Below are 22608 nucleotides of genomic sequence, written 5' to 3' on the forward strand. Positions count from 1 at the left end.
ATGATCCATGTCGCTGTCTGCTGCTACATCGGTTTCCCCTGCGGAACTGGAAGCTCGTTTACGTCTGCATCGCCTGCCGGAACTCGGTCCGGCGCGGTTCAAGAAATTGCTGGAAGCCTTCGGCTCGGCGTCCAAGGCGATCAGCGCACCGGCCAGTGCATGGCGTGCATTGGGGCTGCCGTTCGCGTGTTCGGATGCCCGGCGCGCCAGTGAAGTCCGTGACGGCGCGAGCCACGCGTTGGCCTGGCTAGAGCGTCCGGGCCAGCATTTACTGATGTGGGACCAGCCTGACTACCCGGCGCTGCTGGCGGAGATCAGTGATTCACCGCCGCTGTTATTTGTGGCGGGCGATCCGGGGATTCTGGAAAAACCGCAACTGGCGATGGTGGGCAGTCGGCGTGCGTCCAGGCCGGGGATGGACACTGCTGGCGCATTTTCGCGCAGCCTGGCCAGCGCCGGTTTTGTCATCACCAGTGGCCTGGCGCTGGGGATTGATGCCGCCGCGCATCAAGCTGCCCTGGACGTTGGCGGGCAAACGGTCGGGGTACTTGGCACGGGACTTGAAAAGTTTTATCCACAGCGCAATCGACGGCTGGCGGACGCGATGATTGCATCGGGCAGCGCCGTGCTTTCGGAGTTCCCGCTGGACGCCGGTCCCACCGCCAGTAACTTCCCGCGACGCAATCGAATCATCAGCGGTTTGTCCCTCGGTGTACTGGTGGTGGAGGCTAGTGTTGCCAGTGGTTCGTTGATCACGGCGAGGCTGGCGGCGGAGCAAGGTCGCGAGGTGTATGCGATTCCAGGATCGATTCATCATCCCGGCGCGAAGGGGTGTCATCAGTTGATTCGTGACGGCGCGATGCTGGTGGAAACCATCGACCATATCCTCGAAGCCTTGCGCGGCTGGCAACAGTTACCCTTGTCCATGGAGCCGCCGTCGGTGACCCATCCACTGCTTATGCTGCTGCATGCGGCGCCGCACACCAGTGAAGCGTTATCCGTCGCCAGCGGTTGGACCTTGCCCAAAGTGCTCGCTGCGCTGACGGAACTGGAAATGGAAGGCCGGGCGGTCTGTGAAAGCGGGCGCTGGTTTGCACGGGTGAGCTAGGTTTTATAAGGAAGATCGGTAAACTGCGCATAGCCTTATTCCGGAGAGTTTTTCATGGTCAACAGTTGGCGTGTGCAACAAGCCGCGCAAGCCATTCGCGCAGGGGCGGTGATTGCCTATCCAACCGAAGCGGTGTGGGGCCTGGGTTGTGACCCGTGGGACGAAGAAGCGGTATCGCGTTTGTTGATGATCAAGGGGCGGGCGATGGGTAAGGGCCTGATCCTGGTGGCCGACAACATTCGCCAGTTCGATTTCCTCTTCGAAGACTTCCCTGAACTGTGGATGGACCGCATGGCCAGCACCTGGCCGGGGCCGAATACCTGGCTGGTGCCGCACCAGAATCTGTTGCCGCAATGGATTACCGGTGTGCATGAAACGGTAGCGCTGCGGGTCAGCGATCACCCAATGGTGCGGGATTTGTGCGCGGCGGTCGGGCCACTGGTGTCGACGTCCGCCAACCCGCAGGGCCGGCCGGCGGCGCGGACGCGCATTCGCATCGAGCAGTATTTCCGTGGGCAGGTTGATTTTGTCCTGGGTGGGAATTTGGGTGGGCGCAAGAACCCGAGTGTTATCCGTGATCTGGCGACGGGGCATGTTGTGCGCCCGGATTGACTGTGGCGAGGGGGCTTGCCCCCCGTTGGACTGCGCAGCAGTCCACAGCCTGATGATGCGTTCGGTCGATTAGAACGCATTGCTCATTGGCGGGCGCTTCGCACCCGAACGGGGGCAAGCCCCCTCGCCACAGTCTGGTATCAAGGCAACAAAACAGTCGAGCCAGTGGTCCGCCGCGCCGACAACTCGGTCTGCGCCTTCGCCGCTTCAGCCAATGGATACTGGTGGCTGATATCCACTTTCAACTTCCCGCTGATGATCATCTCAAACAACTCATCCGCCATGCGCTGCAGGTTTTGCGCGTTGTTGGCGTAGGTCGCGAGCGTTGGCCGGGTCACGTACAACGATCCTTTCGCCGACAAAATCCCCAGGTTCACCCCGTCCACCGCGCCAGACGCATTGCCAAAGCTCACCACCAGGCCCCGAGGTGCCACACTCTCCAGTGAGGTCAGCCACGTGTCCTTGCCGACGCCGTCGTACACCACCGGGACTTTCTTGCCGTCAGTCAATTCCAGTACGCGTTGTGCGACGTTTTCATGGCTGTAGTCGATGGTCGCCCAAGCGCCATTGGCCTTGGCCAGTGCGGCTTTCTCCGGCGAGCTGACCGTACCGATCAACTTCACGCCCAAGGCCTTGGCCCATTGGCAGGCCAGCGAGCCGACGCCGCCGGCAGCGGCGTGAAACAGAATGGTTTCGCCGCCCTTGAGTTCATAGGTCTGACGCAACAGGTACTGCACAGTCAGGCCCTTGAGCATCACACCGGCGGCCTGTTCAAAGCTGATTGCATCGGGCAGGCGCACCAGATTGGCCTCTGGCAACACATGCACTTCGCTGTAGGCGCCCAACGGGCCGCTGCCATACGCCACGCGATCGCCCACCTTGAAGCGGGTGACTTCATCGCCCACCGCCTCGACCACGCCCGCGCCTTCCGAGCCCAGGCCCGATGGCAAGGCTGGCGGAGGATACAGACCACTGCGGTAATAGGTGTCGATGAAGTTCAAGCCAATGGCCCTGTTGGCGACGCGGACTTGCTGCGGGCCGGGCTCGGCGGGTTGGTAATCCACATATTCGAGCACTTCGGGGCCGCCATGGGTGCGGAACTGGATTCGCTTTGCCATTTGCCTACTCCTTGGGTCTTGGCTACTGGAGTTGTAGCGCGAAGCTGCCTATCGAACTCCCAAGCTTGATCTTCGTCAACTGCGGCGGAACAAGGCGCAGTGTTATCCTACGCAGCAATTTGCCACCGGCCATTCGTGCGCCGCGTAGCTTTGCCCGATTCAAGGTGATGACATGACGACCCGCACCGAGGCCGTAAAAGCCTACCTGCTCGACCTGCAAGACCGCATTTGCGCTGCCCTGGAAGCCGAGGACGGAGGCACACACTTCGTCGAAGACGCCTGGGCACGGCCTGCCGGCGGTGGCGGTCGCACACGCGTGATCGAGAACGGCGCAGTCATCGAAAAAGGCGGCGTCAACTTTTCCCACGTCTTTGGCAGCGGTCTGCCACCGTCCGCCAGCGCGCACCGTCCGGAACTGGCGGGCCGTGGCTTCGAAGCCCTCGGCGTGTCGCTGGTCATTCATCCGCACAACCCGCATGTGCCGACTTCCCACGCCAACGTGCGCTTTTTCATCGCTGAAAAAGAAGGTGAAGAAGCGGTCTGGTGGTTCGGCGGCGGCTTTGACTTGACCCCCTATTACGGCAACGAAGAAGACTGCATGCACTGGCACCGCATCGCCGAGCAGGCCTGTGCGCCGTTTGGTCCGGATGTCTATTCCCGTTACAAGTCATGGTGCGACAGCTACTTCCACATCAAGCATCGCCATGAACCGCGCGGCATCGGCGGGCTGTTCTTCGATGACTTGAACGAGTGGGACTTTGACACCAGTTTCGCGTTCATGCGCGCCATCGGTGACGCGTACATCGACGCCTACCTGCCGATTGTGCAACGCCGCAAAAATGATGCGTTCACGGCCAAACAGCGCGAATTCCAGGAGTTCCGTCGTGGCCGTTACGTCGAATTCAACCTGGTTTACGACCGTGGCACATTGTTCGGCCTGCAATCGGGTGGGCGTACCGAGTCGATCCTCATGTCGCTGCCGCCACAAGTTCGCTGGAGCTACGACTGGAAAGCCGAGCCGGGCAGCGAAGAAGCGCGGCTGACCGAGTATTTCCTGCAAGACCGAGATTGGTTGGCCAAGGGTTGAGTTCTGTTTTTTTGGGGCCGCCAAGATCGCAGCCTGCGGCAGCTCCTACAGGTGAGGTGTGTTGATGGACCGTTATGTCGTTTTTGGTAACCCGATTGGTCACAGCAAGTCGCCGTTGATTCATCGTTTGTTCGCCGAGCAGACGGCTCAGCAGTTGGACTACAGCACTTCCTTGGCACCGCTCGATGACTTTTCCGACTTCGCGCGAGCCTTCTTCCTTGAAGGTCGTGGGGCGAATGTCACGGTGCCGTTCAAGGAGGAGGCCTATCGCCTGGCCGACAGCCTGACGGAACGGGCGCAGCGGGCGGGTGCGGTCAACACCTTGAGCAAACTCGCCGATGGCACCTTGCTGGGCGACAACACCGATGGCGCCGGACTCGTGCGGGACCTGACGGTCAACGCCGGTTTCAGCCTCAAAGGTAAACGTATCTTGCTGCTGGGGGCTGGCGGCGCGGTGCGTGGCGCGTTGGAGCCACTGCTGGCCGAGCAACCGGCTTCGGTGATCATTGCCAACCGCACGGTGGAGAAAGCCGAGTTACTGGCGGAGCTGTTCTCGGACCTGGGGCCGGTGTCGGCCAGCGGCTTCGACTGGCTGCAGGAATCGGTCGACCTGATCATCAACGCAACGTCGGCGAGTTTGTCAGGCGACGTCCCACCGATTGCCAGCAGCCTGATCGAACCGGGCAAGACTGTGTGCTACGACATGATGTATGGCAAGGAGCCGACTTCGTTCTGTCGCTGGGCCAGTGAACAGGGCGCTGCGGTGGCGATGGATGGGTTGGGGATGTTGGCTGAGCAGGCTGCGGAGGCCTTCTATCTGTGGCGTGGTGTACGACCGGATACGGCGCCGGTGTTGGCTGAATTGCGTCGGCAGTTAGGTCTTTGAGATCAAAAGATCGCAGCCTGCGGCAGCTCCTACATGGTTTTTGTGTACGCCTTTAGGAGCTGCCGAAGGCTGCGATCTTTTCAATCTTCGAAGCGGATCGGGCATTTCTCCGCGCCTTCCAGCTTGCGCAACTCCTCCACCACCGGCGGCCTTGCCCCGCGCAGCGTCAGGCTGCGATCCTGCTTAAGCAGCCGTCGTGCTTCCTGGTGCAGCATTTCCACACCTGAATAGTCGATGAAGTTGATCTGCTGCGCTTCGATCACCACTCGCGCACCGTGCATCCGTTGCAGGCGCACTTGCAGGTAATGGCTGGCGCCGAAAAAGATCGAACCCCCCACTCGCAGAATGTCTTCATTGCCTTCGCGCCAATGCTGAACCCGCGGTTGTGATGTGCGCTTGAGGTAAAAGAACAACGACGCGAGTACGCCGGCATAGATTGCCGTCTGCAGTTCCAGCAACAGTGTGGCGACGCAGGTCAGCGCCATCACCACGAACTCGGCGCGGCTGACCCGTAACAAGGCACGAATGCCGCGATGGTCGACCAATCCCCAGGCGATCAACAGGATGCTGCCCGCCATGGCCGGAATCGGAATATGCGCGATCAACGTCGCCCCGAAAATCGCAAACAGGGCGACCCACAGCGCTGAAAACACCCCGGCCATTGGCGAGCAGGCGCCCGCTTCGTAGCTCAGGCCCGAGCGGGTGAAAGAGCCGGCTGACAGCGAACCGGAAAAAAACGCACCGACGATGTTCGATAAACCCTGGGCGCGGACTTCCTGATTCGCATCGAGCAACTGTTGCGAACGGGCTGACAACGAGCGAGCAATCGACAGGCTGGTCACCAGGCCAAGCATCCCCACGGCCACAGCGCTGGGCAGCAGACGCAGGATCAGCTCCAGGTCCAGGGGCAGCGGACTAAAGGGTGGCAGTTGCCCGACAAAGGCGCTGACCAACTTCACATGGCCAAACATCGACGGCCACAACCACACCAGCAATCCGCTCAGCACCAGGGTGATCAATAGCGTTGGCCAACGCCGCAACAGCAGTTTCAACACAATGCCCACGACGACCGTCACCAGGCCGAGGACCAGTGAAGGTTTATCCACCTCATGAAGGTGACTGAAGAGTTTGATCAGGCTGTTCAATGCCGTGGCCTGGCTGGGCAAGTCCAGCCCCAGCAGGTTCGGCATTTGTCCGATGGCAATCACCACCGCCGCGCCGAGGGTGAAACCCAACACCACCGAATGCGAGACGAAATTGACCAAGGCACCGAAACGCAGCATCCCCAGTAGCCATTGGAAAATGCCGGCGAGGAGCGTCAGAAGCAGGATCAGCGTGATGTAGTCCTGTGACGCGGGAACGGCCAGAGGACTGACGCTGGCAAACAGGACAATAGAGATCGCGGCCGTAGGACCGCATATCAGGTGCCACGACGAACCCCAGAGGCAAGCGATCAGCACCGGAATAATGGCGGCGTACAAGCCGTATTCCGGTGGGAGACCAGCGATCAGGGCGTAGGCAATGGATTGCGGCAACGCGAGAATGGCGCCGCTGAGACCGACAATCAAGTCTCGCCCGATGCTGGCGCGGGTCTGCCGGGGCAACCAGCTGAGGAAGGGAAAGAGTGAATGGCGGCTGGGGAAGGCCATGGGTCCTCTCGGGTGGGGTTTTGCAAAGGGTATCAGGATGACACTTGTGGGAGCGGGCTTGCTCGCGAATGCGGTGGGTCAGGCAACTTCAATGTCGACTGACCCACCGCATTCGCGAGCAAGCCCGCTCCCACACTGGCTCAGAGTTTGGCTTTTACTGCCGGCAACGCATCCTTCCCATCCGCCGTCTTCACGCCATCCAGCCATTTATCCAGCACCGCCGGATTAGCCTTGATCCACGCCTTGGCCGCGTCCGCGTTGCTGACTTTCTTGTTCACCACCTCGGCCATGATGCTGTTCTCCATGTCTTGGGTGAAACTCAGGTTGGTCAGCAGTTTGCCCACGTTCGGGCAGGCTTCGGCGTAACCCTTGCGGGTCAGGGTGTGCACGCTTCCGGTGTCACCGAAGTACTTTTCGCCGCCCTTCAGGTAATGCATTTTCAGCTGCACGTTCATCGGGTGTGGCGTCCAGCCGAGGAAGGTCACGAACTTCTGTTTCTTCACGGCGCGGGACACTTCCGCCAGCATCGCCTGCTCGCTGGACTCGACCAGTTTCCACTGACCCATGTCGAAATCATTCTTCTTGATGATCTCCTGCAGCGAGATGTTCGCCGGCGCACCGGAGCCGATGCCGTAGATTTTCTTGTCGAATTTGTCGGCGAATTTATTCAGGTCGGCAAAGTTATGCACACCCGCGTCCCACACGTAGTCCGGAACAGCGAGGGTGAATTCGGTGCCGTCGAGGTTCTTCGCCAGTTGCGTGACGTCGCCGGTGGCCACGAACTTGTCGTAGAAGCCCTGCTGCGCCGGCATCCAGTTACCCAGGAACACATCGACCTGGCCATCCTTCAACCCGCCAAAGGTAATCGGCACCGCGAGGGTATCGACTTTGGCATTGTAGCCCATGCCGTCCAGCAGAAAACCGGTGATGGCGTTGGTCGCGGCGATGTCACTCCAGCCAGGGTCGGCCATTTTCACCGTCTCGCAGCTTTGATCGGCATACGCCGCCGCACTGCCCAGGGCCAGCAGCCCGACCGTCAGTACTGTGGATAACTTTTGCATGGACTTCCCCTTAACATTATTGGTTTTGGCAGGGTTGTGGATAACGTGCTTTACGCTCCAGATCGTCGAGGTCGATGTGGTTGCGCATGTACTGCTGACTGGCGTCCACCAGCGGCTGGTGATCCCAGCTCTTCAGCTTGCCGATGGTCAGTGCATCGGCGACGAAGCGCCGGCGACGCTGGCTCGCGAGCACCTGTTGATGAATCTCCGGGATGTTCCATTTGGCCCGTGCTTCGTCCAGGAACTCCTCGTACAGCGCCCGATGTGGCGGCGACTGGCTGAGTTCTTCCTGCTCAAGCGGGTCGTTGTGTACGTCGAAGAGTAGGCAAGGGTCGTCTTCGCTGTAGATGAATTTGTAGGCGCCCCGGCGAATCATCATCAGCGGGCTGATGGTGCCTTCGGCCATGTATTCGCCGAAGACTTCGTCGTGGCCGCCCTGCCCTTGCAGGTGCGAGACCAGTGAACGTCCGTCCAGCGGCAGGCCTGGCTCCAGTGAGCCGCCAGCCAGTTCCACAAAGGTTGGCAGCAGGTCGGCGGTGGAAACCGCGGCACTCACGCGGCCAGCCCCGAATTGCCCGGGCGCACTTATCAACAGGGGGACTCGCGCGGCCATTTCGAACCAGTGCATTTTGTACCAGAGGCCACGCTCGCCGAGCATGTCGCCGTGGTCGCCGGAGAACACGATGATGGTGTCATTGATTAGCCCGGTTTCCTCGAGCGTTTGCAGGAGTTTGCCGACGTTACTGTCGATGTAGCTGCAAGCGCCGAAGTACGCACGGCGCGCGTCACGAATTTTATCCACAGGCAAGGGCTTGTCCCACAGGTCGTAAACCTTCAACAACCGCTGGGAATGCGGATCAAGTGTGGTCTGCGCCGGTGTCTCGGGTAACGGGATGTCGGCGTCGTCGTACATGTCCCAAAATGCCTTGGGAATGGTGTACGGGTCGTGTGGGTGAGTCATCGATACGGTGAGGCAGAATGGCTGGTCGCCGTCCTCACGGATGTGATCGAACAAGTATTGCTGAGCCTTGAATACCACCTCTTCGTCGAAATCCAGCTGGTTGGTGCGCACGCACGGCCCGGCTTGCAGCACCGACGACATGTTGTGATACCAGGTCGGACGCACGTCCGGTTCATCCCAGTTCACGGCCCAGCCGTAGTCGGCCGGGTAAATGTCGCTGGTCAGCCGTTCTTCATAGCCGTGCAGCTGATCCGGACCGCAGAAGTGCATTTTGCCCGACAGGGCAGTGCGGTAACCGAGGCGCCGCAGGTAGTGGGCATACGTCGGTACGTCGGCGGGGAAATCGGCCGCGTTGTCGTAGGCGCCAATTTTGCTCGGCAACTGACCGCTGACCAGGGTAAAACGCGACGGCGCGCAGAGTGGGCTGTTGCAATAAGCGGCGTCAAACACCACGCCTTGGGCGGCGAGGCGACTGAGATTGGGTAATTTGATGGGCGAAGGGCCGTAGAACGGCAACATTGGCGCGGCCATCTGATCGGCCATGATGAAAAGAATATTCTTGCGCTTCATGTGATCGCGGCATTCCATAGTGAATATTTATGCGAGAGTGCTGCGATCGAGCATGGATTCCATGCGCTCTCTGGTAAAGCCCGCTTCAGGCAATGACTAGGATAAGCCCAGCTTATGTACGACGCCCTTGGTGATTTGTCGCTCGACTTGCTTCGAGCGTTCGAAGCGGCCGCCCGCCAGCGCAGTTTCACCGCCGCTGCAGTGGAGCTCGGCACCACGCAACCGGCAGTCAGTCAGCAGATCAAGCGGTTGGAGGAGCAGCTCGCTACCCGTCTGTTTGACCGCATCTACCGTGGGATTGAGTTGACCGAGGCGGGGACCATTCTGTTTGAACAGGTTCAGCTCGGTTTGCAGAATATCGACGCAGGATTGAGCGCGATCAGCGCACAGAACCAACATGAAGTGCTGCAGGTTGCGACTGATTTTGCCTTTGCCGCCTATTGGTTGATGCCGCGTTTGCACCGGTTTCATGCGGCCAACCCTCAAGTGGACGTCAGCCTGGTTACCAGTGAACGCAGCCTCAATATGCTGCGCACCGATATCGACGTGGCAGTGCTGTTCGGTGATGGGCGTTTTAAACAAGGTGAAAGCCGTTGGCTGTTCAGCGAAGAAGTGTTTCCGGTGTGCAGTCCGCAGTTGTTGAAAGACCGTTCACTGCCCTTGCCGGCCCAGGCCCTGCTGGAATTTCCGTTGCTGCACCTGCGGGGTGAAAACAGTAGCAACTGGTTTGACTGGAGCGGCGTGTTTCGCGAGTTGGGGATAACTTCTGCGCCGGTGCCCGGGCAGTTGCGCTTCGACAATTACACGTTGTTGATTCAAGCGGCGATTGGCGGCCAGGGCGTGGCGATCGGTTGGCGGCACCTTGTGGATAACTTGCTGGCGCAGGGGTTGTTGTGTCGGCCGATTGCGGACACGGTCATGTCCAGGCTCGGGTATTACGTCGTTTTGCCCCAGCGCAAACGGCGTGGAGTATTGATTCAGCAGTTTGTGGATTGGTTGATGGAGGAGCAGGCCAATAGCGCGCAATCGTTGAATGGCTTGCCGTTGCCTTCGATTGCGGTGTGAAAGTCTAAAGACCGCAGCCTGCGGCAGCTCCTACATGCGTTCCCTGTAGGAGCTGCCGCAGGCTGCGATCTTTTAAGGCTCTGAAGTCGCCACAAAATTCACATGTTCATCCACATGTAGGTTCAGGTGCATCTCATCAGCAATCCCTACCGCGACGCGGTTCAACCGCGCAAGTGGTTCGGCAAGTCCCGGTTCCAGGCTGGTGCTGACCTGGATGAAATGCTCAATGGTCAACCCGGCCACGCCGCGCGGAGCATTCACCAACGTCCAGTGCAAGCCACTGCTTTGCAGCGCTTCGCGGATTTCTTCGGCGGCGTGGCGTTGCAGTCGATCATCTATTTCCGGGTCGTCCAGCACCTCGAAATCGCCCACCAAAAAAAGTCGGGTTATGCCCGCGGCTTGCATGCCGTCAATCAACGCATCCACCGCCAGTACTTGCTCGACCGGACCCGGCACGATGGTTTTTTCCACATGCTCACTGTTGATCGGCAGCCCTGGTGCGTCTAATAAACAGATGACGGCCGAACAGCCCGCCACGCTTTGCTTCACGCGATCGGCATCAAACAGGTCGCCCGACTTGGTCCGCAGACCCGGACGTGGTGCCAATGCGGTCAAGTCATCAAGAATGGCGATCACTTCATGCTGACGACGCAGCATTTCAGCCATCAGCGCACTGCCCAGGCTACTCATGGCACCATAAAGCACCACTTTCACTACGGGGGTTTCGGCATTTTTCATGGCTGAGGTTCCTTGTTTCCGACGTATATGGCGTGTGACCTGTGCGGATCGGTGAGGGTTCGACCGGGTTTTAGAGGGATTCAGATGCAGCAGATCAAGGGTTATCACGCGCATGTCTATTTTGACGCCAGTACCCTCCCCCAGGCGCGAGCCTTATGTGAGCGGGCGGCGCAGCTATTCCCATTGACGATGGGCCGCGTTCACGAACGTCCTGTCGGCCCGCACCCCGACTGGAGCTGCCAGCTGGCTTTCGGGCCGGATCACATTGGCGAAGTGCTGCCGTGGCTGGCGCTCAACCGCAAGGGGTTGGTGGTGTTCCTGCACCCGGACACTGGCGACGACTTGCTCGACCACACCGAGCATGCGATCTGGATGGGCGCGATCCGGCCACTGGATTTGTCTATTTTTTGATCAAAGGCTTTCTTCCGCTTCGCCGGGCAAGTGTCCGTCCAGATGCAGCCAGGGCAAACGGTTGTCCATCCAGATATGCCGCTCGGCCGGCGCCAGCTCCGGGTGGTCGAGGGTCGCTATGGTGACGTCGATGCTCTCGGGGCTGAGGCGTGTCACCAGCGCCAGTTGCGCCCCACAGGTCGGGCAGAAATAACGCACGCAGCTGGATGAGGATTCGTATTGCGCGGGCGTGCCTTTCACCCATTCAAAGGTCGACACGGGCACGGTGATCCAGGTGGTGACGATCCCGCCGCTGACCCGCCGGCAGATCGAGCAATGGCAGTGGGCGATGTCGTGCAGCGGGCCGCTGAATTGATAGCGCAAGCGTCCGCAGTGGCAGCCGCCTGTATGAATTTTGACCATGCTGTGTCCTCCTGATGCGTATGCCTCCTGTAGGAGCTGCCGCAGGCTGCGATCTTTTGACTTTGATTTTTAACAGCAAGATCAAAAGATCGCAGCCTTCGGCAGCTCCTACAGGTGTGATCCGTGTCGCGCCCCAGTCCGACGACCGGTTGCACATCCGGTGAATGCTTTCATCAACGAAAGCTGGCTGAAAGCTTGCGCGATTAGGATCGCCCCACTGCCGGCAACAGACCGGTTGGCTAAAGCGAGTGTTTGATGGCTCGCACAGCCCATTTAACAACAACAATGGTGATCCTGATGTCCTTTGCTACCCGCCGCTTCGCTGCAACTCCGCCCGTACGTCTCGTGCTTCCCGTTCTGCGCTGACCCCATCCGGTTCGCCCATTCCCTAGCCGCGCTACGCCTGGAGTATTCCCATGCTGACTTTCCTTGGCTTTGCCATGGTCATCACGTTCATGTTCCTGATCATGACCAAGCGCCTGTCTGCGCTGATCGCCCTGATCATCATTCCAATCATTTTCGCCCTGTTCGGTGGTTTTGCGCCGAAGATCGGCCCAATGATGCTCGAAGGCATCACCAAGCTTGCGCCGACCGGCGTGATGCTGATGTTCGCCATTCTGTATTTCGCCCTGATGATCGACTCCGGCCTGTTCGACCCGGCCGTGCGCAAGATCCTCAAACTGGTCAAGGGCGATCCGCTGAAAGTGTCGGTCGGCACCGCCGTACTGGCGCTCGTCGTCTCCCTCGATGGTGACGGCGCGACCACTTATATGATCTGCGTGGCCGCCATGCTGCCGCTGTACAGCCGCATCGGCATGAGCCCGCGGATCATGGCCGGCCTAATCATCCTCGCCGGTGGCGTGATGAACATGACCCCTTGGGGCGGCCCGACCGCACGTGCGGCCAGTGCCCTGCATGTGGACCCCTCCGCCATTTTCGTGCCGATGATTCCGGCGATGCTGGCCGGTGTGGTGGCGATCCTGGCGATTGCCTACTTCTACGGTAAACGTGAGCGGGCGCGCCTGGGTGAACTGCATCTGGTGGGTGACGAAATCGACCACAGCGAAATCAGCGTATCCCAGTTCCCTGACGCCCGCCGTCCGAAGCTGATCTGGTTCAACGGCGCGCTGACCCTGGCGCTGATGTGCACCCTGATCGCGGGCCTGTTGCCGCTGCCGGTGCTGTTCATGGTGGCCTTCAGTATCGCGATGATCGTCAACTATCCTTGCCTGCAACAGCAGAAGGATCGCGTAGCAGCCCACGCCGGTAGCGTGCTGGCGGTGGTCGGTTTGATTTTTGCGGCGGGTATCTTCACCGGTATCCTGTCGGGCACCGGCATGGTCGACGCGATGTCGAAAAGCCTGCTGGCGGTCATCCCGGATTTCCTCGGTCCGTACCTGGCCGTGATCACTGCACTGGTGAGCATGCCGTTCACGTTCTTCATGTCGAACGACGCATTTTATTACGGCGTGTTACCAGTGCTTGCAGAAGCCGCCAGTCATTACGGTATAACCGCGGTTGAAATGGCACGTGCCTCCATCGTCGGTCAGCCCGTCCACTTGCTGAGCCCGCTGGTACCATCGACCTATTTGCTGGTGGCACTGGCCGGTATCGATTTTGGTGACCATCAACGCTTTACCCTGAAATGGGCAGTGTTGGTGTGTATGTGCATACTGGTTGCAGCGTTGCTGATGGGGATTTTTCCGCTGTTCAGCACTCTATAGGCCCAAGACTCACCATGACGGGTCCAGGTTTTGTTGATTGAAGCCCGGGCCCTTCGTGGTTTAACACATCCTCAAAGGAATACACATGGAATGGCTGACCAACCCTGAAATCTGGGTTGCCTTCTTTACCCTGACCGCCCTGGAAATTGTCCTGGGTATCGATAACATCATCATGATTTCGATCCTGGTCAGCCGCATGCCCAAGCATATGCAGCAGCGCACCCGGATTTTCGGGCTGGCGCTGGCCATGGTCACGCGGATTCTGTTGCTGCTGTCGATCACGTGGGTCATGCGCCTCACGGCCGACCTGTTCGTGGTGTTCGGCCAAGGTATCTCCGGGCGCGACCTGATCCTGTTCTTCGGTGGTCTGTTCCTGTTGTGGAAGAGCTCGCAGGAGATGTATCACGCGCTGGAAGGCGAAGACGAAACCAATGAGGAGCCGGGCGGCAAGGGCGGCAACTTCCTCTACACCATCATTCAGATCGCGATTATCGATATCGTGTTCTCGCTCGACTCGGTCATCACCGCCGTCGGCATGGTGTCCCATGTGCCGGTGATGGTCGCGGCGATCGTCGTTGCCGTGCTGGTGATGATGTGGGCGTCCGGCACCATCAGCGAGTTCATCGACAAGCACCCGTCGCTGAAGATGCTGGCGCTGTCGTTCCTGCTGATCGTCGGTACCGTGCTGATTGCCGAATCCTTCGACGTGCACGTGCCTAAAGGCTACGTCTACTTCGCCATGGCGTTCTCGCTGGCGGTTGAAGCGATCAACATCAAGATGCGCACCGCCATCGCGAAAAAGAAGAAACAGCAGGATCCGGTGAAACTGCGCAAGGATATTCCGGGCCAGTAAGCCCGGGCCTTCCTGAACACGCAAAACCTGTGGGAGCGGGCTTGCTCGCGAAGACGTCATATCAGTCGACATCAATGTGCCTGATATGACGTCTTCGCGAGCAAGCCCGCTCCCACATTGTTTTGTGCGGTTGCATGGAGCTGTTTTCATGACAGTTTTGTTTCAATCACTTCTTTAGCTGTGCGATGCTGGCGCGCAGACCGTTAGCCAACTACAGCTTAAGTACAGAACGTAGAAAAAGCGCGGCACCGTCAACTTGCCCCTTTGGGGCGCTACCACCACAGGGGGCCTGCATGCTCACCCTGCTCAATTTGTTATCTGCCGTGGCCTTGTTGATCTGGGGCACGCACATCGTCCGAACCGGCATCCTGCGTGTCTACGGTTCCAACCTGCGCCATGTGATCGGCCAGAACATGTCCAGGCGCTGGCTGGCGTTCATCGCGGGGATCGTTGTGACTGCGATGGTCCAGAGCAGCAACGCCACCGCCATGCTCGTCACCTCGTTTGTCGGTCAGGGCTTGATGGCGCTGACCCCTGCCCTGGCAACCATGCTCGGCGCGGATGTCGGTACCGCACTGATGGCGCGGGTGCTGACCTTCGACCTGTCGTGGCTGTCACCGTTGCTGATTTTTCTCGGGGTGATTTTCTTCCTGTCCCGCAAGCAGACTCGACTGGGCCAGATGGGCCGCGTCAGTATCGGCCTGGGGCTGATCATTCTGGCGCTGCAATTGATCGTCGAGTCCGCCGCACCGATCACCCAGGCTCAGGGCGTGAAAGTGATTTTCGCTTCATTGACCGGTGACATCCTGCTCGATGCCCTGATCGGTGCGCTGTTCGCGATGATTTCCTACTCCAGCCTGGCGGCCGTCCTGCTGACCGCGACCCTGGCCGGTGCCGGGGTGATCAGCTTGCCCGTGGCCATTGGCCTGGTGATTGGCGCCAACATCGGCAGCGGCATTCTGGCGTTTATGAGTACCAGCATGCAGAACGCCGCGGGTCGACAGGTTGCGTTGGGTAGCCTGCTGTACAAGCTGATCGGCCTGCTGTTGATCATTCCGGTGCTCGACCCGTTGGTGCATTGGATCGACAGCCTCGACTTCAGTCCTCAGGAAATGGTCATTGGCTTCCACCTGCTCTACAACACGGCGCGGTGCCTGATCCTGCTGCCGAGTGTCGGACCGATGGCCAAGCTGTGTGCCTGGTTGCTGCCGGAGCGCCCGGAAATCAACGGCATGGCCAAACCCCGGCACCTGGACCCGACAGCCCTGGTCACGCCCAGCCTCGCGCTGGCCAATGCCGCACGGGAAACCCTGCGCATGGGCGACCTGGTCGATAACATGCTCGAAGCCATGCTCGACGTGCTGAACGGTAAACAGACGGCGGTCACCCAGGAGATGCGGCGTCTGACCGATGATGTCGAGGCGCTCTATAGCGCCATCAAACTGTATTTGGCGCAAATGCCCCGGGAAGACCTCAGCGATCTGGACAGTCGGCGCTGGGCGGAAATCATCGAATTGGCGATTAACCTCAAACTGGCCAGCGACTTGATCGAACGCATGCTGCGCAAGGTTCAGCAGCAGAAAACCTCGCAGCGCCGGTCGTTCTCCGAGGTCGGGCTGGAAGAATTGGCGGGGCTGCACACTCAGCTGATTTCCAACCTGCGCCTGGGGCTGTCGGTGTTCCTCAGCGCCGACAAGGAAAGCGCCCGCCAGTTGCTGCGTGAGAAACGTCGCTTTCGCGCACAGGAACGCCGCCTGGCCCACGCTCATGTCAGCCGGTTGCAACGTAAGATTGTGCAGAGCATCGAGACCAGTTCGTTGCACCTGGAATTGATCGCGGACATGAAGCGCCTGAATTCTCTGTTCTGCAGCAGCGCCTATGTGGTGCTCGAAACGTCGGACACCGGTGCTCTGGTTGTCGATGATTTGGCTGACATCACGCATTCGCCTTGAACGTCTGGCAGAGTGGTCAGTCAGTACTACTGATTCAGCATGAAGGCCATTCGCGAGCAAGCCCGCTCCCACAGTGGTTTTGTGTACGACACAGATCAGTGTGGGAGCGGGCTTGCTCGCGAAGAGGGCCTGACTGACGACACGGATCTCCAATCAGCCGTATGGAAGCTTGTTATGCGTTGTCTGTTGTTCGCTTGTCTGCTGCTCGGTTCATTCCCCTCGTTTGCCCTGGATCGCTTCCAGGTCGAAGGCTATACGCTGCCTAATGGCCTGCAATTGCTGCTCAAACCCGGCACCGAGCGCGGGCATGTGGCGATTCGCCTGGTGGTCGGCGTTGGTCTGGATGACTTCACGTGCGCCGACAAGGAATTGCCGCACCTGCTCGAACACTTGCTGTTCAGCGGCATCGACGCCAGCGGCGAGGGCGGGCTGGAAGAACGGATGCAGGCCCTGGGCGGTGAGTGGAACGCTTACACCAGCAACGCCGACACCACGTTCGTCATCGAAGCACCGGCAAAAAACCAGCGCAAGGTGCTTGATCTGCTGCTGGCACTGTTGACCCAGACCCGAATCGACGACAACGCGATCAACGCCGCCAAGCAAGTGGTCGAGCGTGAAGACGGCGGCCATTATTCGCACCTGCAACGCTGGCTGGATCGCCAGGACCTGGGGCACACGGCCAGTAATCAATTGGCGGTGGAACTGGGCCTCAAATGCCCCGAGCGGGCGGAAGTCGATCACCTGACCCGCGAACAATTGGAGAAGGTGCGCAAAGACTGGTACGCACCCAATAACATGACGCTGATCGTGGTGGGTGATCTTGAGCGGTTGCTGCCGGCCTATCTCGAACGGACCTATGGCGCACTGGCAGCGATCGACCCCACCGATCACCTGCCCCTCCCGGAGATCAAGGCCAGCGCGGCCCACGAACGAAGTCTGATTCACGGCTTTGTCGGCGGTGGTGCCAAGTTGCACTGGCTGGTGCCCGAGCCGGTGCTGGAAGACCAGCACGACGAAACCTTCGACCTGCTCAAGGACTACCTGGACTGGGCGCTTTATCGCCAGTTGCGCCTTGCTCACGGTTTGTCCTACGGCCCGTGGGCGGAGCGCGAAGTGTTTGGCGGTGTGGGCTTCATGAGCCTGAACGCCGACCTTGAACGCGACGATGTGCCCGAGGCCCAGCAGGTGCTGGATGAATTGAAGGCCGACATTCTCAAAAACGGCCTGAATGCCGAGACGTTCAACCGGCTCAAACAGGCCGCCATCTCCCGCCAGGCGTGGGCCGTTCAAGGCAACAGCGCGCTGGCCGATTACTACTGGAGCGCCCTCGGAGACTACGAAGACGGCCGTTTCGCCGACCCGACCAAGGAGCTGCAAGGCGTGAAGCTGGAAGAGGCGAACAAGGCGGTGCGTGAGTTGCTCCTGCAGCCCGGTTATGTGCGGATCGAGAAGCCGCTGATGAGTTATGACCAGGTGATGTGGGCGCTTGCCGGGGTGTTTGGCCTGATGGTGCTCGGTTTCCTGGCCTGGCGCGTTCATCGCAAAAGATGAGCGTGGTGACCTCAAAAGATCGCAGCCTTCGGCAGCTCCTACAGGCGTACGCATTCCCCTGTAGGAGCTGCCGAAGGCTGCGATCTTTTGGGTCCAGTGAATTCGCCACATAACGGACCGCAGCCCTCGCCACACCGTCGTCCGGGCGGTAACCTGTCGAGGATTTTTCCTACGACTATTGCGAACCGCCGAATGCCTACTCTGACCCTTTTCGTACAGCGCATCCTGGAATTGATGAAGCGCTATCCCGGGGTCATTGCGCTCGGCGGTTTTATCTCCGGGGTCGGCAGCTTCATCCTGGTGGATCGCCAACAAGGCCTGGCGACCTGGATCACCATCATCATGGTGCTCAGCTGGATCTGGCTGATGCTGGAAAACAGCCTCACCAAGCTGTTCGCCAGGATCTTCAAGCGCGAAATCCCCCAGCCGCTGCTGCGATACGCCACGCAAATGATCCACCAGGAAAGCCTGTTCTTCGTCCTGCCGTTCTTTTTCATCACCACCACCTGGAACAGTGGCCAGTTGTTCTTCACCGGGCTGCTGAGCATCGCCGCGCTGATTTCCATCACCGACCCGCTCTACTACAAATGGCTGGCGCCCCGGCGCTGGGCGTTCCTGGCGCTGCACACGCTGACGCTGTTCGCGGCACTGCTGACCGCCCTCCCCGTCATCCTGCACCTGACCACTTCCCAGAGCTTCAAACTGGCCCTCGGCACGGCCGTCGTCCTGTCATTCCCGAGCCTGGCATCGATCTTCCCGATTCGGACCGTGCGCAACGCCTTGGCAATTCTGAGCATCACCGTGGGCATTGGCGGTGTTGGCTGGGTGCTGCGGTCGTGGGTGCCGCCGGCGACACTGTGGATGACTGACGTGGCAATCAGTACGCAAATGCAGGACCGCAGCCCCGGTGACAGCCTCGATGAAGTCAGCGCCGAGCAGATTCGGGGCGGCGGTTTGTACGCCTACACCGCGATCAACGCCCCGCGCGGGCTGGACGAGCGGATTTATCATGTGTGGCAGTTCAACGGCAAAGAAGTCGACCGCATCCCGCTGGATATCCACGGCGGGCGCAAGGAAGGTTACCGGGCCTGGACCCACAAGCAGAATTTCCCGGGTAATCCGGCCGGCAACTGGCAGGTCCGGGTGCTGACCGAAGACGGCCAGGTCATCGGCGTGCTGCGTTTCAAGATCACGGACAGCACACCGACCAAAGAAAAGTAATGCGGTTCGTGCTATTACGTAGTTCCGCCAAACAGCCGAACAAGCACGGAGCTTATGACCAGCAGCACAATGGCCGGCAATGCCCAACTGGACGCCTCTCACTCCCCCGCGCAGTTGCGGGTGACGGGTGACTGGACGCTCGCCCATTACGCCGATCTCAAGCAGCTGAGTGAAAAGCTCCACGGCCAATACGACGACAGTACCCACATCGACCTCAATGGTCTCGGCGCGCTCGATACCGCCGGCGCGTCGCTGTTGGTGGAGTTGCTGGGCTCCGAGCGGCTGGGTCGATCCGCCGAACATCCCGATTGCACATTGTCCACGGCCGACCGCGCCTTGTTGCAGACGGTCTACCAGTCGCTGACGGACTTCTGCGTCCCGATCAAGGAACCGGAAACCAGCGTCGGCATTCAACTGTTGACCCGCATCGGCCGCGCCGTTGACGCGGTATGGCAGGACACCCTGCAATTGCTGGGCTTCGTCGGCCTGATCCTGGAGACCATCGCCCGCGGACTGTTCCGCCCCCAGCGCTGGCGTCTCACGCCGATGGTCGCGCACATCGAACAGACCGGCCTCGATGCCGCGCCCATCGTTGCCCTGCTGACCTTTCTGGTGGGCGCCGTGGTGGCGTTTCTCGGGGCGACGGTGCTGGCGAGTTTCGGCGCGAGTATCTTCACCGTGGACCTCGTGGCGTTCTCCTTCCTGCGCGAATTCGGCGTGCTGTTGACCGCGATCCTGATGGCCGGGCGCACCGCCAGTGCGTTCACCGCACAGATCGGCTCGATGAAGGCCAACGAGGAAATCGACGCCATCCGCACCTTGGGCCTCGACCCGATGGAACTGCTGGTGGTGCCGCGCGTGCTGGCCCTGCTGGTGGCGTTGCCGATGCTGACCTTTTTGGCGATGATCTCGGGGATTATCGGTGGTGGCGTAGTCTGCGCGGTGTCGCTGGACATCTCGCCCGCCATGTTCCTGTCGCTGCTGCAAACCGACATCGGCGTTCAACATTTTCTGGTGGGGATCGTCAAAGCGCCGGTCTTCGCCTTCCTGATCGCCGCCATCGGTTGCCTCGAAGGCTTCAAGGTCAGCGGCAGCGCCGAATCCGTCGGCGCCCACACCACATCGAGTGTGGTGCAATCCATTTTCGTGGTGATCGTGCTTGATGCCGTGGCCGCGCTGTTTTTCATGGAGATGGGCTGGTGAGTCGTCTACCCCGAGCGCCTTCCGAGGCGGTGATCGAAGTCCGTGGGCTGTGCAATCGCTTCGGCAGCCAGAGCGTTCACGAGAACCTCGACCTGGATTTGTACAAGGGCGAAATCCTGGCGGTGGTCGGTGGTTCCGGCAGCGGTAAATCGGTGTTGTTGCGCAGCATCGTCGGCTTGCGCCAGCCCAGCGAAGGCGTGGTGAAAGTGTTTGGTAAAAACCTGCCGACGCTGTCCGAGCATGAGCGCTCGATGGTCGAGCGCCGCTTCGGCGTGCTGTTCCAGAAAGGCGCCCTGTTCTCTTCGCTGACCGTGACCGAAAACGTCGCCCTGCCCTTGATCGAACATGCCGGCCTGAGCCGCCACGATGCCGAGCACCTGGCGGCAGTGAAACTGGCCTTGGCAGGGCTGCCGCTGTCGGCGGCGGACAAGTACCCCGCTTCGCTGTCCGGCGGCATGATCAAGCGCGCGGCGTTGGCCCGGGCGTTGGCACTGGACCCGGACATCCTGTTTCTCGACGAACCCACTGCCGGCCTCGACCCGATTGGCGCCGCCGCCTTCGATCAACTGATCCTGACCCTGCGCGATGCACTGGGGTTGAGTGTGTTTCTGGTCACTCACGATCTCGACACGCTCTATACCATCACCGATCGCGTCGCGGTGCTGGCGCAGAAGAAAGTACTGGTGGCGGACGCCATCGATAAAGTCTCGGAAACCAACGATGCGTGGATTCACGAATACTTCCATGGCCCTCGCGGCCGCGCGGCGCTGACGGCCGCTCAACAGTTGAACGAGGTCTGACATGGAAACCCGAGCCCATCATGTGCTGATTGGCCTGTTCACCGTGATTGTGGTGGCGGGCGCCCTGCTCTTCGGCTTGTGGCTGGCCAAGTCCAGCGTCGACACCGAGTTCAAGGACTACGAAATTGTCTTCAACGAGGCAGTCAGCGGCCTGTCCAAGGGCAGCGCCGTGCAGTACAGCGGGATCAAGGTCGGTGACGTCGTGACGCTGCGCCTGGACCCGAAAGACCCGCGTCGGGTGTTGGCACGGATTCGTCTGGGCGGCGAAACGCCGATCAAGGAAGACACCCAGGCCAAACTGGCGCTGACCGGTATCACCGGGACCTCGATCATCCAGCTCAGCGGTGGTACCCCGCAGAGCCCGAAACTTAAAGGCAAGGACGGCAACCTGCCGGTCATTGTGGCGTCGCCCTCGCCCATCGCCCGTTTGCTAAATGACAGCAACGATCTGATGGCCGGCGTGAACACGTTGATGCACAACGCCAACCTGATGTTTTCCACGGAGAACGTTGAGCGCATCAGCAGTACCCTGGAGCATCTTGAGCAGACCACCGGCACCATCGCTGATCAACGTGGCGACATTCGTCAGGCCATGCAGCAACTGGCATCAGTCGGCAAGCAGGCCGGCGCCATGCTGGAACAGACGTCGGCGCTGATGCGCAACGCTAACGGCATGCTCAACGATCAAGGCAAGCAAATGTTCGGCAGCGCCGAGCAGGCAATGAAGTCGCTGGAGCAGAGCAGCGCGACCATCAACAAGCTACTCAGCAGCAATCAGGATTCTCTCAACAGCGGCCTGCAGGGTCTCAATGGCCTGGCGCCGGCCGTGCGTGAACTGCGCGACACCCTGACGTCATTGCGTGCCATCTCCCAACGCCTGGAAGCCAACCCCAGTGGATATCTGCTGGGCACTGACAAGAACAAGGAGTTCACGCCATGAAGCTTGCGCACTTCGCCCTCCTCGCCAGTTTCACGCTGGCCAGCGCTTGCTCGATTCTGCCCAAGTCCGAGCCGTCCGATGTCTACCGATTGCCATCAACACAGAACAGCGTCGCCGCCAGCCACGGGACGCCGCAGCGCTGGTCGTTGCGATTGGCCAAGCCGCAGGCCAGCGAGGCGTTGAACAGCCCGAAAATCGCGGTCATCCCGCAGGGTGATTTGATCAGCAGCTACAAGGCCTCGCGCTGGAGCGACCCGGCACCGGTGCTGCTGCGCAATCGTCTGCTCGATGGTTTCCAGCGTGACGGTCGAGTGCCGTTGTTGAGCACCGATGACAGCAATTTTCAGGCGGATCTGGAATTGGGTGGGAGCCTGCAAGCGTTCCAGACCGAGTACCAAGGCACGAACGCGAGCGTGATTGTGCGGCTGGATGCGTTGCTGGTGCGGGGTTATGACCAGCGAATCCTCGCCAGCCGCCGCTTTGAAGTGCGCCAGCCGCTGAGCGATGTGCAGGTGCCTTCGGTGATTGCCGGGTTTGGCCTGGCGAGCGATCAGTTGACGGCGCAGGTGGTGGCTTGGGCGGTGGAACAAGGCCAGAAGCTGGCACCTCCGATCAGGCCTTGAGATTGCCAAGATCGCAGCCTGCGGCAGCTCCTACAGAGGTACACATTTCCCTGTAGGAGCTGCCGAAGGCTGC

21 protein-coding genes are annotated in these 22608 nt (G+C 60.2%); 15 read left to right on the forward strand and 6 right to left on the reverse strand.

The features are described from left to right. The first annotated feature begins 7 nt into the window (after positions 1 to 7). A complete protein-coding gene (gene dprA, locus ACA052_RS00205) occupies positions 8 to 1108 on the forward strand; it encodes a DNA-processing protein DprA (protein ID WP_497647871.1) in 1101 nt (366 codons plus the stop codon). Between the two features lie 54 nt (positions 1109 to 1162). Beyond that, the gene (gene tsaC, locus ACA052_RS00210) at positions 1163 to 1720 is read left to right on the forward strand and encodes an L-threonylcarbamoyladenylate synthase type 1 TsaC (protein WP_497647872.1); all 558 of its coding nucleotides are present in this window, start codon (positions 1163 to 1165) and stop codon (positions 1718 to 1720) included. A 140-nt stretch (positions 1721 to 1860) separates the two neighbouring features. Here tsaC and ACA052_RS00215 read toward each other — a convergent pair whose 3' ends face one another. Beyond that, positions 1861 to 2838: an NADPH:quinone reductase gene (locus ACA052_RS00215; RefSeq protein WP_497647873.1), complete on the reverse strand. Its 978-nt coding sequence runs from the start codon at positions 2836 to 2838 to the stop codon at positions 1861 to 1863. A 172-nt stretch (positions 2839 to 3010) separates the two neighbouring features. Between ACA052_RS00215 and hemF the strand changes: the two genes are divergently transcribed. Then, positions 3011 to 3925, forward strand: coding sequence for an oxygen-dependent coproporphyrinogen oxidase (hemF, locus tag ACA052_RS00220; RefSeq protein ID WP_497647874.1), 915 nt, complete (start codon positions 3011 to 3013; stop codon positions 3923 to 3925). Positions 3926 to 3989: 64 nt separating this feature from the next. Then, on the forward strand, positions 3990 to 4811 hold the full coding sequence (gene aroE, locus ACA052_RS00225) for a shikimate dehydrogenase (RefSeq protein ID WP_497647875.1): 822 nt from the start codon (positions 3990 to 3992) through the stop codon (positions 4809 to 4811). Positions 4812 to 4891: 80 nt separating this feature from the next. On the opposite strand, the gene ACA052_RS00230 is transcribed toward aroE, so the two are convergent. The 3 genes from ACA052_RS00230 to betC all read right to left on the reverse strand — a co-directional run bounded on the left by ACA052_RS00230 (position 4892) and on the right by betC (position 9052). Beyond that, the gene (locus tag ACA052_RS00230; protein WP_497647876.1) at positions 4892 to 6460 is read right to left on the reverse strand and encodes a SulP family inorganic anion transporter; all 1569 of its coding nucleotides are present in this window, start codon (positions 6458 to 6460) and stop codon (positions 4892 to 4894) included. 140 nt (positions 6461 to 6600) lie between these two features. Beyond that, entirely contained in the window at positions 6601 to 7521 is a 921-nt protein-coding gene (gene choX / locus ACA052_RS00235) for a choline ABC transporter substrate-binding protein (protein ID WP_497647877.1), read from the reverse strand. Between the two features lie 16 nt (positions 7522 to 7537). Further along, complete coding sequence (gene betC, locus ACA052_RS00240) at positions 7538 to 9052, reverse strand: choline-sulfatase (RefSeq protein WP_497647878.1); 1515 nt, start codon at positions 9050 to 9052, stop codon at positions 7538 to 7540. A gap of 114 nt (positions 9053 to 9166) precedes the next feature. Between betC and ACA052_RS00245 the strand changes: the two genes are divergently transcribed. Further along, positions 9167 to 10117 (forward strand): choline sulfate utilization transcriptional regulator, encoded by a 951-nt coding sequence (locus tag ACA052_RS00245; RefSeq protein WP_497647879.1) that lies wholly within the window; start codon positions 9167 to 9169, stop codon positions 10115 to 10117. A gap of 72 nt (positions 10118 to 10189) precedes the next feature. Here ACA052_RS00245 and ACA052_RS00250 read toward each other — a convergent pair whose 3' ends face one another. After that, positions 10190 to 10855 (reverse strand): NAD(P)-dependent oxidoreductase, encoded by a 666-nt coding sequence (locus ACA052_RS00250; protein ID WP_497647880.1) that lies wholly within the window; start codon positions 10853 to 10855, stop codon positions 10190 to 10192. 84 nt (positions 10856 to 10939) lie between these two features. Here ACA052_RS00250 and ACA052_RS00255 point away from each other — a divergent pair, with 84 nt between their 5' ends. After that, entirely contained in the window at positions 10940 to 11266 is a 327-nt protein-coding gene (locus tag ACA052_RS00255) for a DOPA 4,5-dioxygenase family protein (protein ID WP_497647881.1), read from the forward strand. On the opposite strand, the gene ACA052_RS00260 is transcribed toward ACA052_RS00255, so the two are convergent. After that, positions 11267 to 11668 (reverse strand): GFA family protein, encoded by a 402-nt coding sequence (locus ACA052_RS00260; protein WP_497647882.1) that lies wholly within the window; start codon positions 11666 to 11668, stop codon positions 11267 to 11269. Between the two features lie 416 nt (positions 11669 to 12084). On the opposite strand from ACA052_RS00260, the gene ACA052_RS00265 reads away from it, so the two are divergent. The 9 genes from ACA052_RS00265 to ACA052_RS00305 all read left to right on the forward strand — a co-directional run bounded on the left by ACA052_RS00265 (position 12085) and on the right by ACA052_RS00305 (position 22535). Further along, the gene (locus ACA052_RS00265; protein ID WP_218439974.1) at positions 12085 to 13392 is read left to right on the forward strand and encodes a CitMHS family transporter; all 1308 of its coding nucleotides are present in this window, start codon (positions 12085 to 12087) and stop codon (positions 13390 to 13392) included. An 85-nt stretch (positions 13393 to 13477) separates the two neighbouring features. Then, positions 13478 to 14245, forward strand: coding sequence for a TerC family protein (locus ACA052_RS00270; RefSeq protein ID WP_497647883.1), 768 nt, complete (start codon positions 13478 to 13480; stop codon positions 14243 to 14245). A gap of 293 nt (positions 14246 to 14538) precedes the next feature. Further along, on the forward strand, positions 14539 to 16197 hold the full coding sequence (locus ACA052_RS00275; RefSeq protein ID WP_497647884.1) for a Na/Pi cotransporter family protein: 1659 nt from the start codon (positions 14539 to 14541) through the stop codon (positions 16195 to 16197). A gap of 174 nt (positions 16198 to 16371) precedes the next feature. Next, a complete protein-coding gene (locus ACA052_RS00280) occupies positions 16372 to 17748 on the forward strand; it encodes a M16 family metallopeptidase (protein WP_497647885.1) in 1377 nt (458 codons plus the stop codon). A gap of 192 nt (positions 17749 to 17940) precedes the next feature. Beyond that, entirely contained in the window at positions 17941 to 18969 is a 1029-nt protein-coding gene (locus ACA052_RS00285) for a DUF5924 family protein (protein ID WP_497647886.1), read from the forward strand. Positions 18970 to 19023: 54 nt separating this feature from the next. Beyond that, positions 19024 to 20172 (forward strand): ABC transporter permease, encoded by a 1149-nt coding sequence (locus ACA052_RS00290; RefSeq protein ID WP_497647887.1) that lies wholly within the window; start codon positions 19024 to 19026, stop codon positions 20170 to 20172. Continuing rightward, positions 20169 to 20972 (forward strand): ABC transporter ATP-binding protein, encoded by an 804-nt coding sequence (locus ACA052_RS00295; protein WP_497647888.1) that lies wholly within the window; start codon positions 20169 to 20171, stop codon positions 20970 to 20972. Before ACA052_RS00290 ends, ACA052_RS00295 begins: the two co-directional genes overlap by 4 nt. 1 nt (position 20973) lies before the next feature. Beyond that, positions 20974 to 21912, forward strand: coding sequence for an MlaD family protein (locus ACA052_RS00300; RefSeq protein ID WP_497647889.1), 939 nt, complete (start codon positions 20974 to 20976; stop codon positions 21910 to 21912). Continuing rightward, positions 21909 to 22535, forward strand: coding sequence for an ABC-type transport auxiliary lipoprotein family protein (locus ACA052_RS00305; RefSeq protein WP_497647890.1), 627 nt, complete (start codon positions 21909 to 21911; stop codon positions 22533 to 22535). The genes ACA052_RS00300 and ACA052_RS00305 overlap by 4 nt, the downstream gene beginning before the upstream one ends. Positions 22536 to 22608: the final 73 nt, after the last annotated feature.

It is taken from the genome of Pseudomonas sp. LBUM1644, from assembly GCF_059716195.1.

Coding starts and splice junctions, on each gene's coding strand:
- ACA052_RS00305 (WP_497647890.1), top strand. CDS start 21,909: ATGAAGCTTGCGCACTTCGCCCTCCTCGCCAGTTTCACGCTGGCCAGC.
- hemF (WP_497647874.1), top strand. CDS start 3,011: ATGACGACCCGCACCGAGGCCGTAAAAGCCTACCTGCTCGACCTGCAA.
- betC (WP_497647878.1), bottom strand. CDS start 9,052: ATGAAGCGCAAGAATATTCTTTTCATCATGGCCGATCAGATGGCCGCG.
- ACA052_RS00255 (WP_497647881.1), top strand. CDS start 10,940: ATGCAGCAGATCAAGGGTTATCACGCGCATGTCTATTTTGACGCCAGT.
- ACA052_RS00270 (WP_497647883.1), top strand. CDS start 13,478: ATGGAATGGCTGACCAACCCTGAAATCTGGGTTGCCTTCTTTACCCTG.
- aroE (WP_497647875.1), top strand. CDS start 3,990: ATGGACCGTTATGTCGTTTTTGGTAACCCGATTGGTCACAGCAAGTCG.
- tsaC (WP_497647872.1), top strand. CDS start 1,163: ATGGTCAACAGTTGGCGTGTGCAACAAGCCGCGCAAGCCATTCGCGCA.
- ACA052_RS00230 (WP_497647876.1), bottom strand. CDS start 6,460: ATGGCCTTCCCCAGCCGCCATTCACTCTTTCCCTTCCTCAGCTGGTTG.
- ACA052_RS00280 (WP_497647885.1), top strand. CDS start 16,372: ATGCGTTGTCTGTTGTTCGCTTGTCTGCTGCTCGGTTCATTCCCCTCG.
- ACA052_RS00250 (WP_497647880.1), bottom strand. CDS start 10,855: ATGAAAAATGCCGAAACCCCCGTAGTGAAAGTGGTGCTTTATGGTGCC.
- ACA052_RS00245 (WP_497647879.1), top strand. CDS start 9,167: ATGTACGACGCCCTTGGTGATTTGTCGCTCGACTTGCTTCGAGCGTTC.
- ACA052_RS00260 (WP_497647882.1), bottom strand. CDS start 11,668: ATGGTCAAAATTCATACAGGCGGCTGCCACTGCGGACGCTTGCGCTAT.
- ACA052_RS00290 (WP_497647887.1), top strand. CDS start 19,024: ATGACCAGCAGCACAATGGCCGGCAATGCCCAACTGGACGCCTCTCAC.
- ACA052_RS00285 (WP_497647886.1), top strand. CDS start 17,941: ATGCCTACTCTGACCCTTTTCGTACAGCGCATCCTGGAATTGATGAAG.
- choX (WP_497647877.1), bottom strand. CDS start 7,521: ATGCAAAAGTTATCCACAGTACTGACGGTCGGGCTGCTGGCCCTGGGC.
- ACA052_RS00300 (WP_497647889.1), top strand. CDS start 20,974: ATGGAAACCCGAGCCCATCATGTGCTGATTGGCCTGTTCACCGTGATT.
- dprA (WP_497647871.1), top strand. CDS start 8: ATGTCGCTGTCTGCTGCTACATCGGTTTCCCCTGCGGAACTGGAAGCT.
- ACA052_RS00215 (WP_497647873.1), bottom strand. CDS start 2,838: ATGGCAAAGCGAATCCAGTTCCGCACCCATGGCGGCCCCGAAGTGCTC.
- ACA052_RS00265 (WP_218439974.1), top strand. CDS start 12,085: ATGCTGACTTTCCTTGGCTTTGCCATGGTCATCACGTTCATGTTCCTG.
- ACA052_RS00275 (WP_497647884.1), top strand. CDS start 14,539: ATGCTCACCCTGCTCAATTTGTTATCTGCCGTGGCCTTGTTGATCTGG.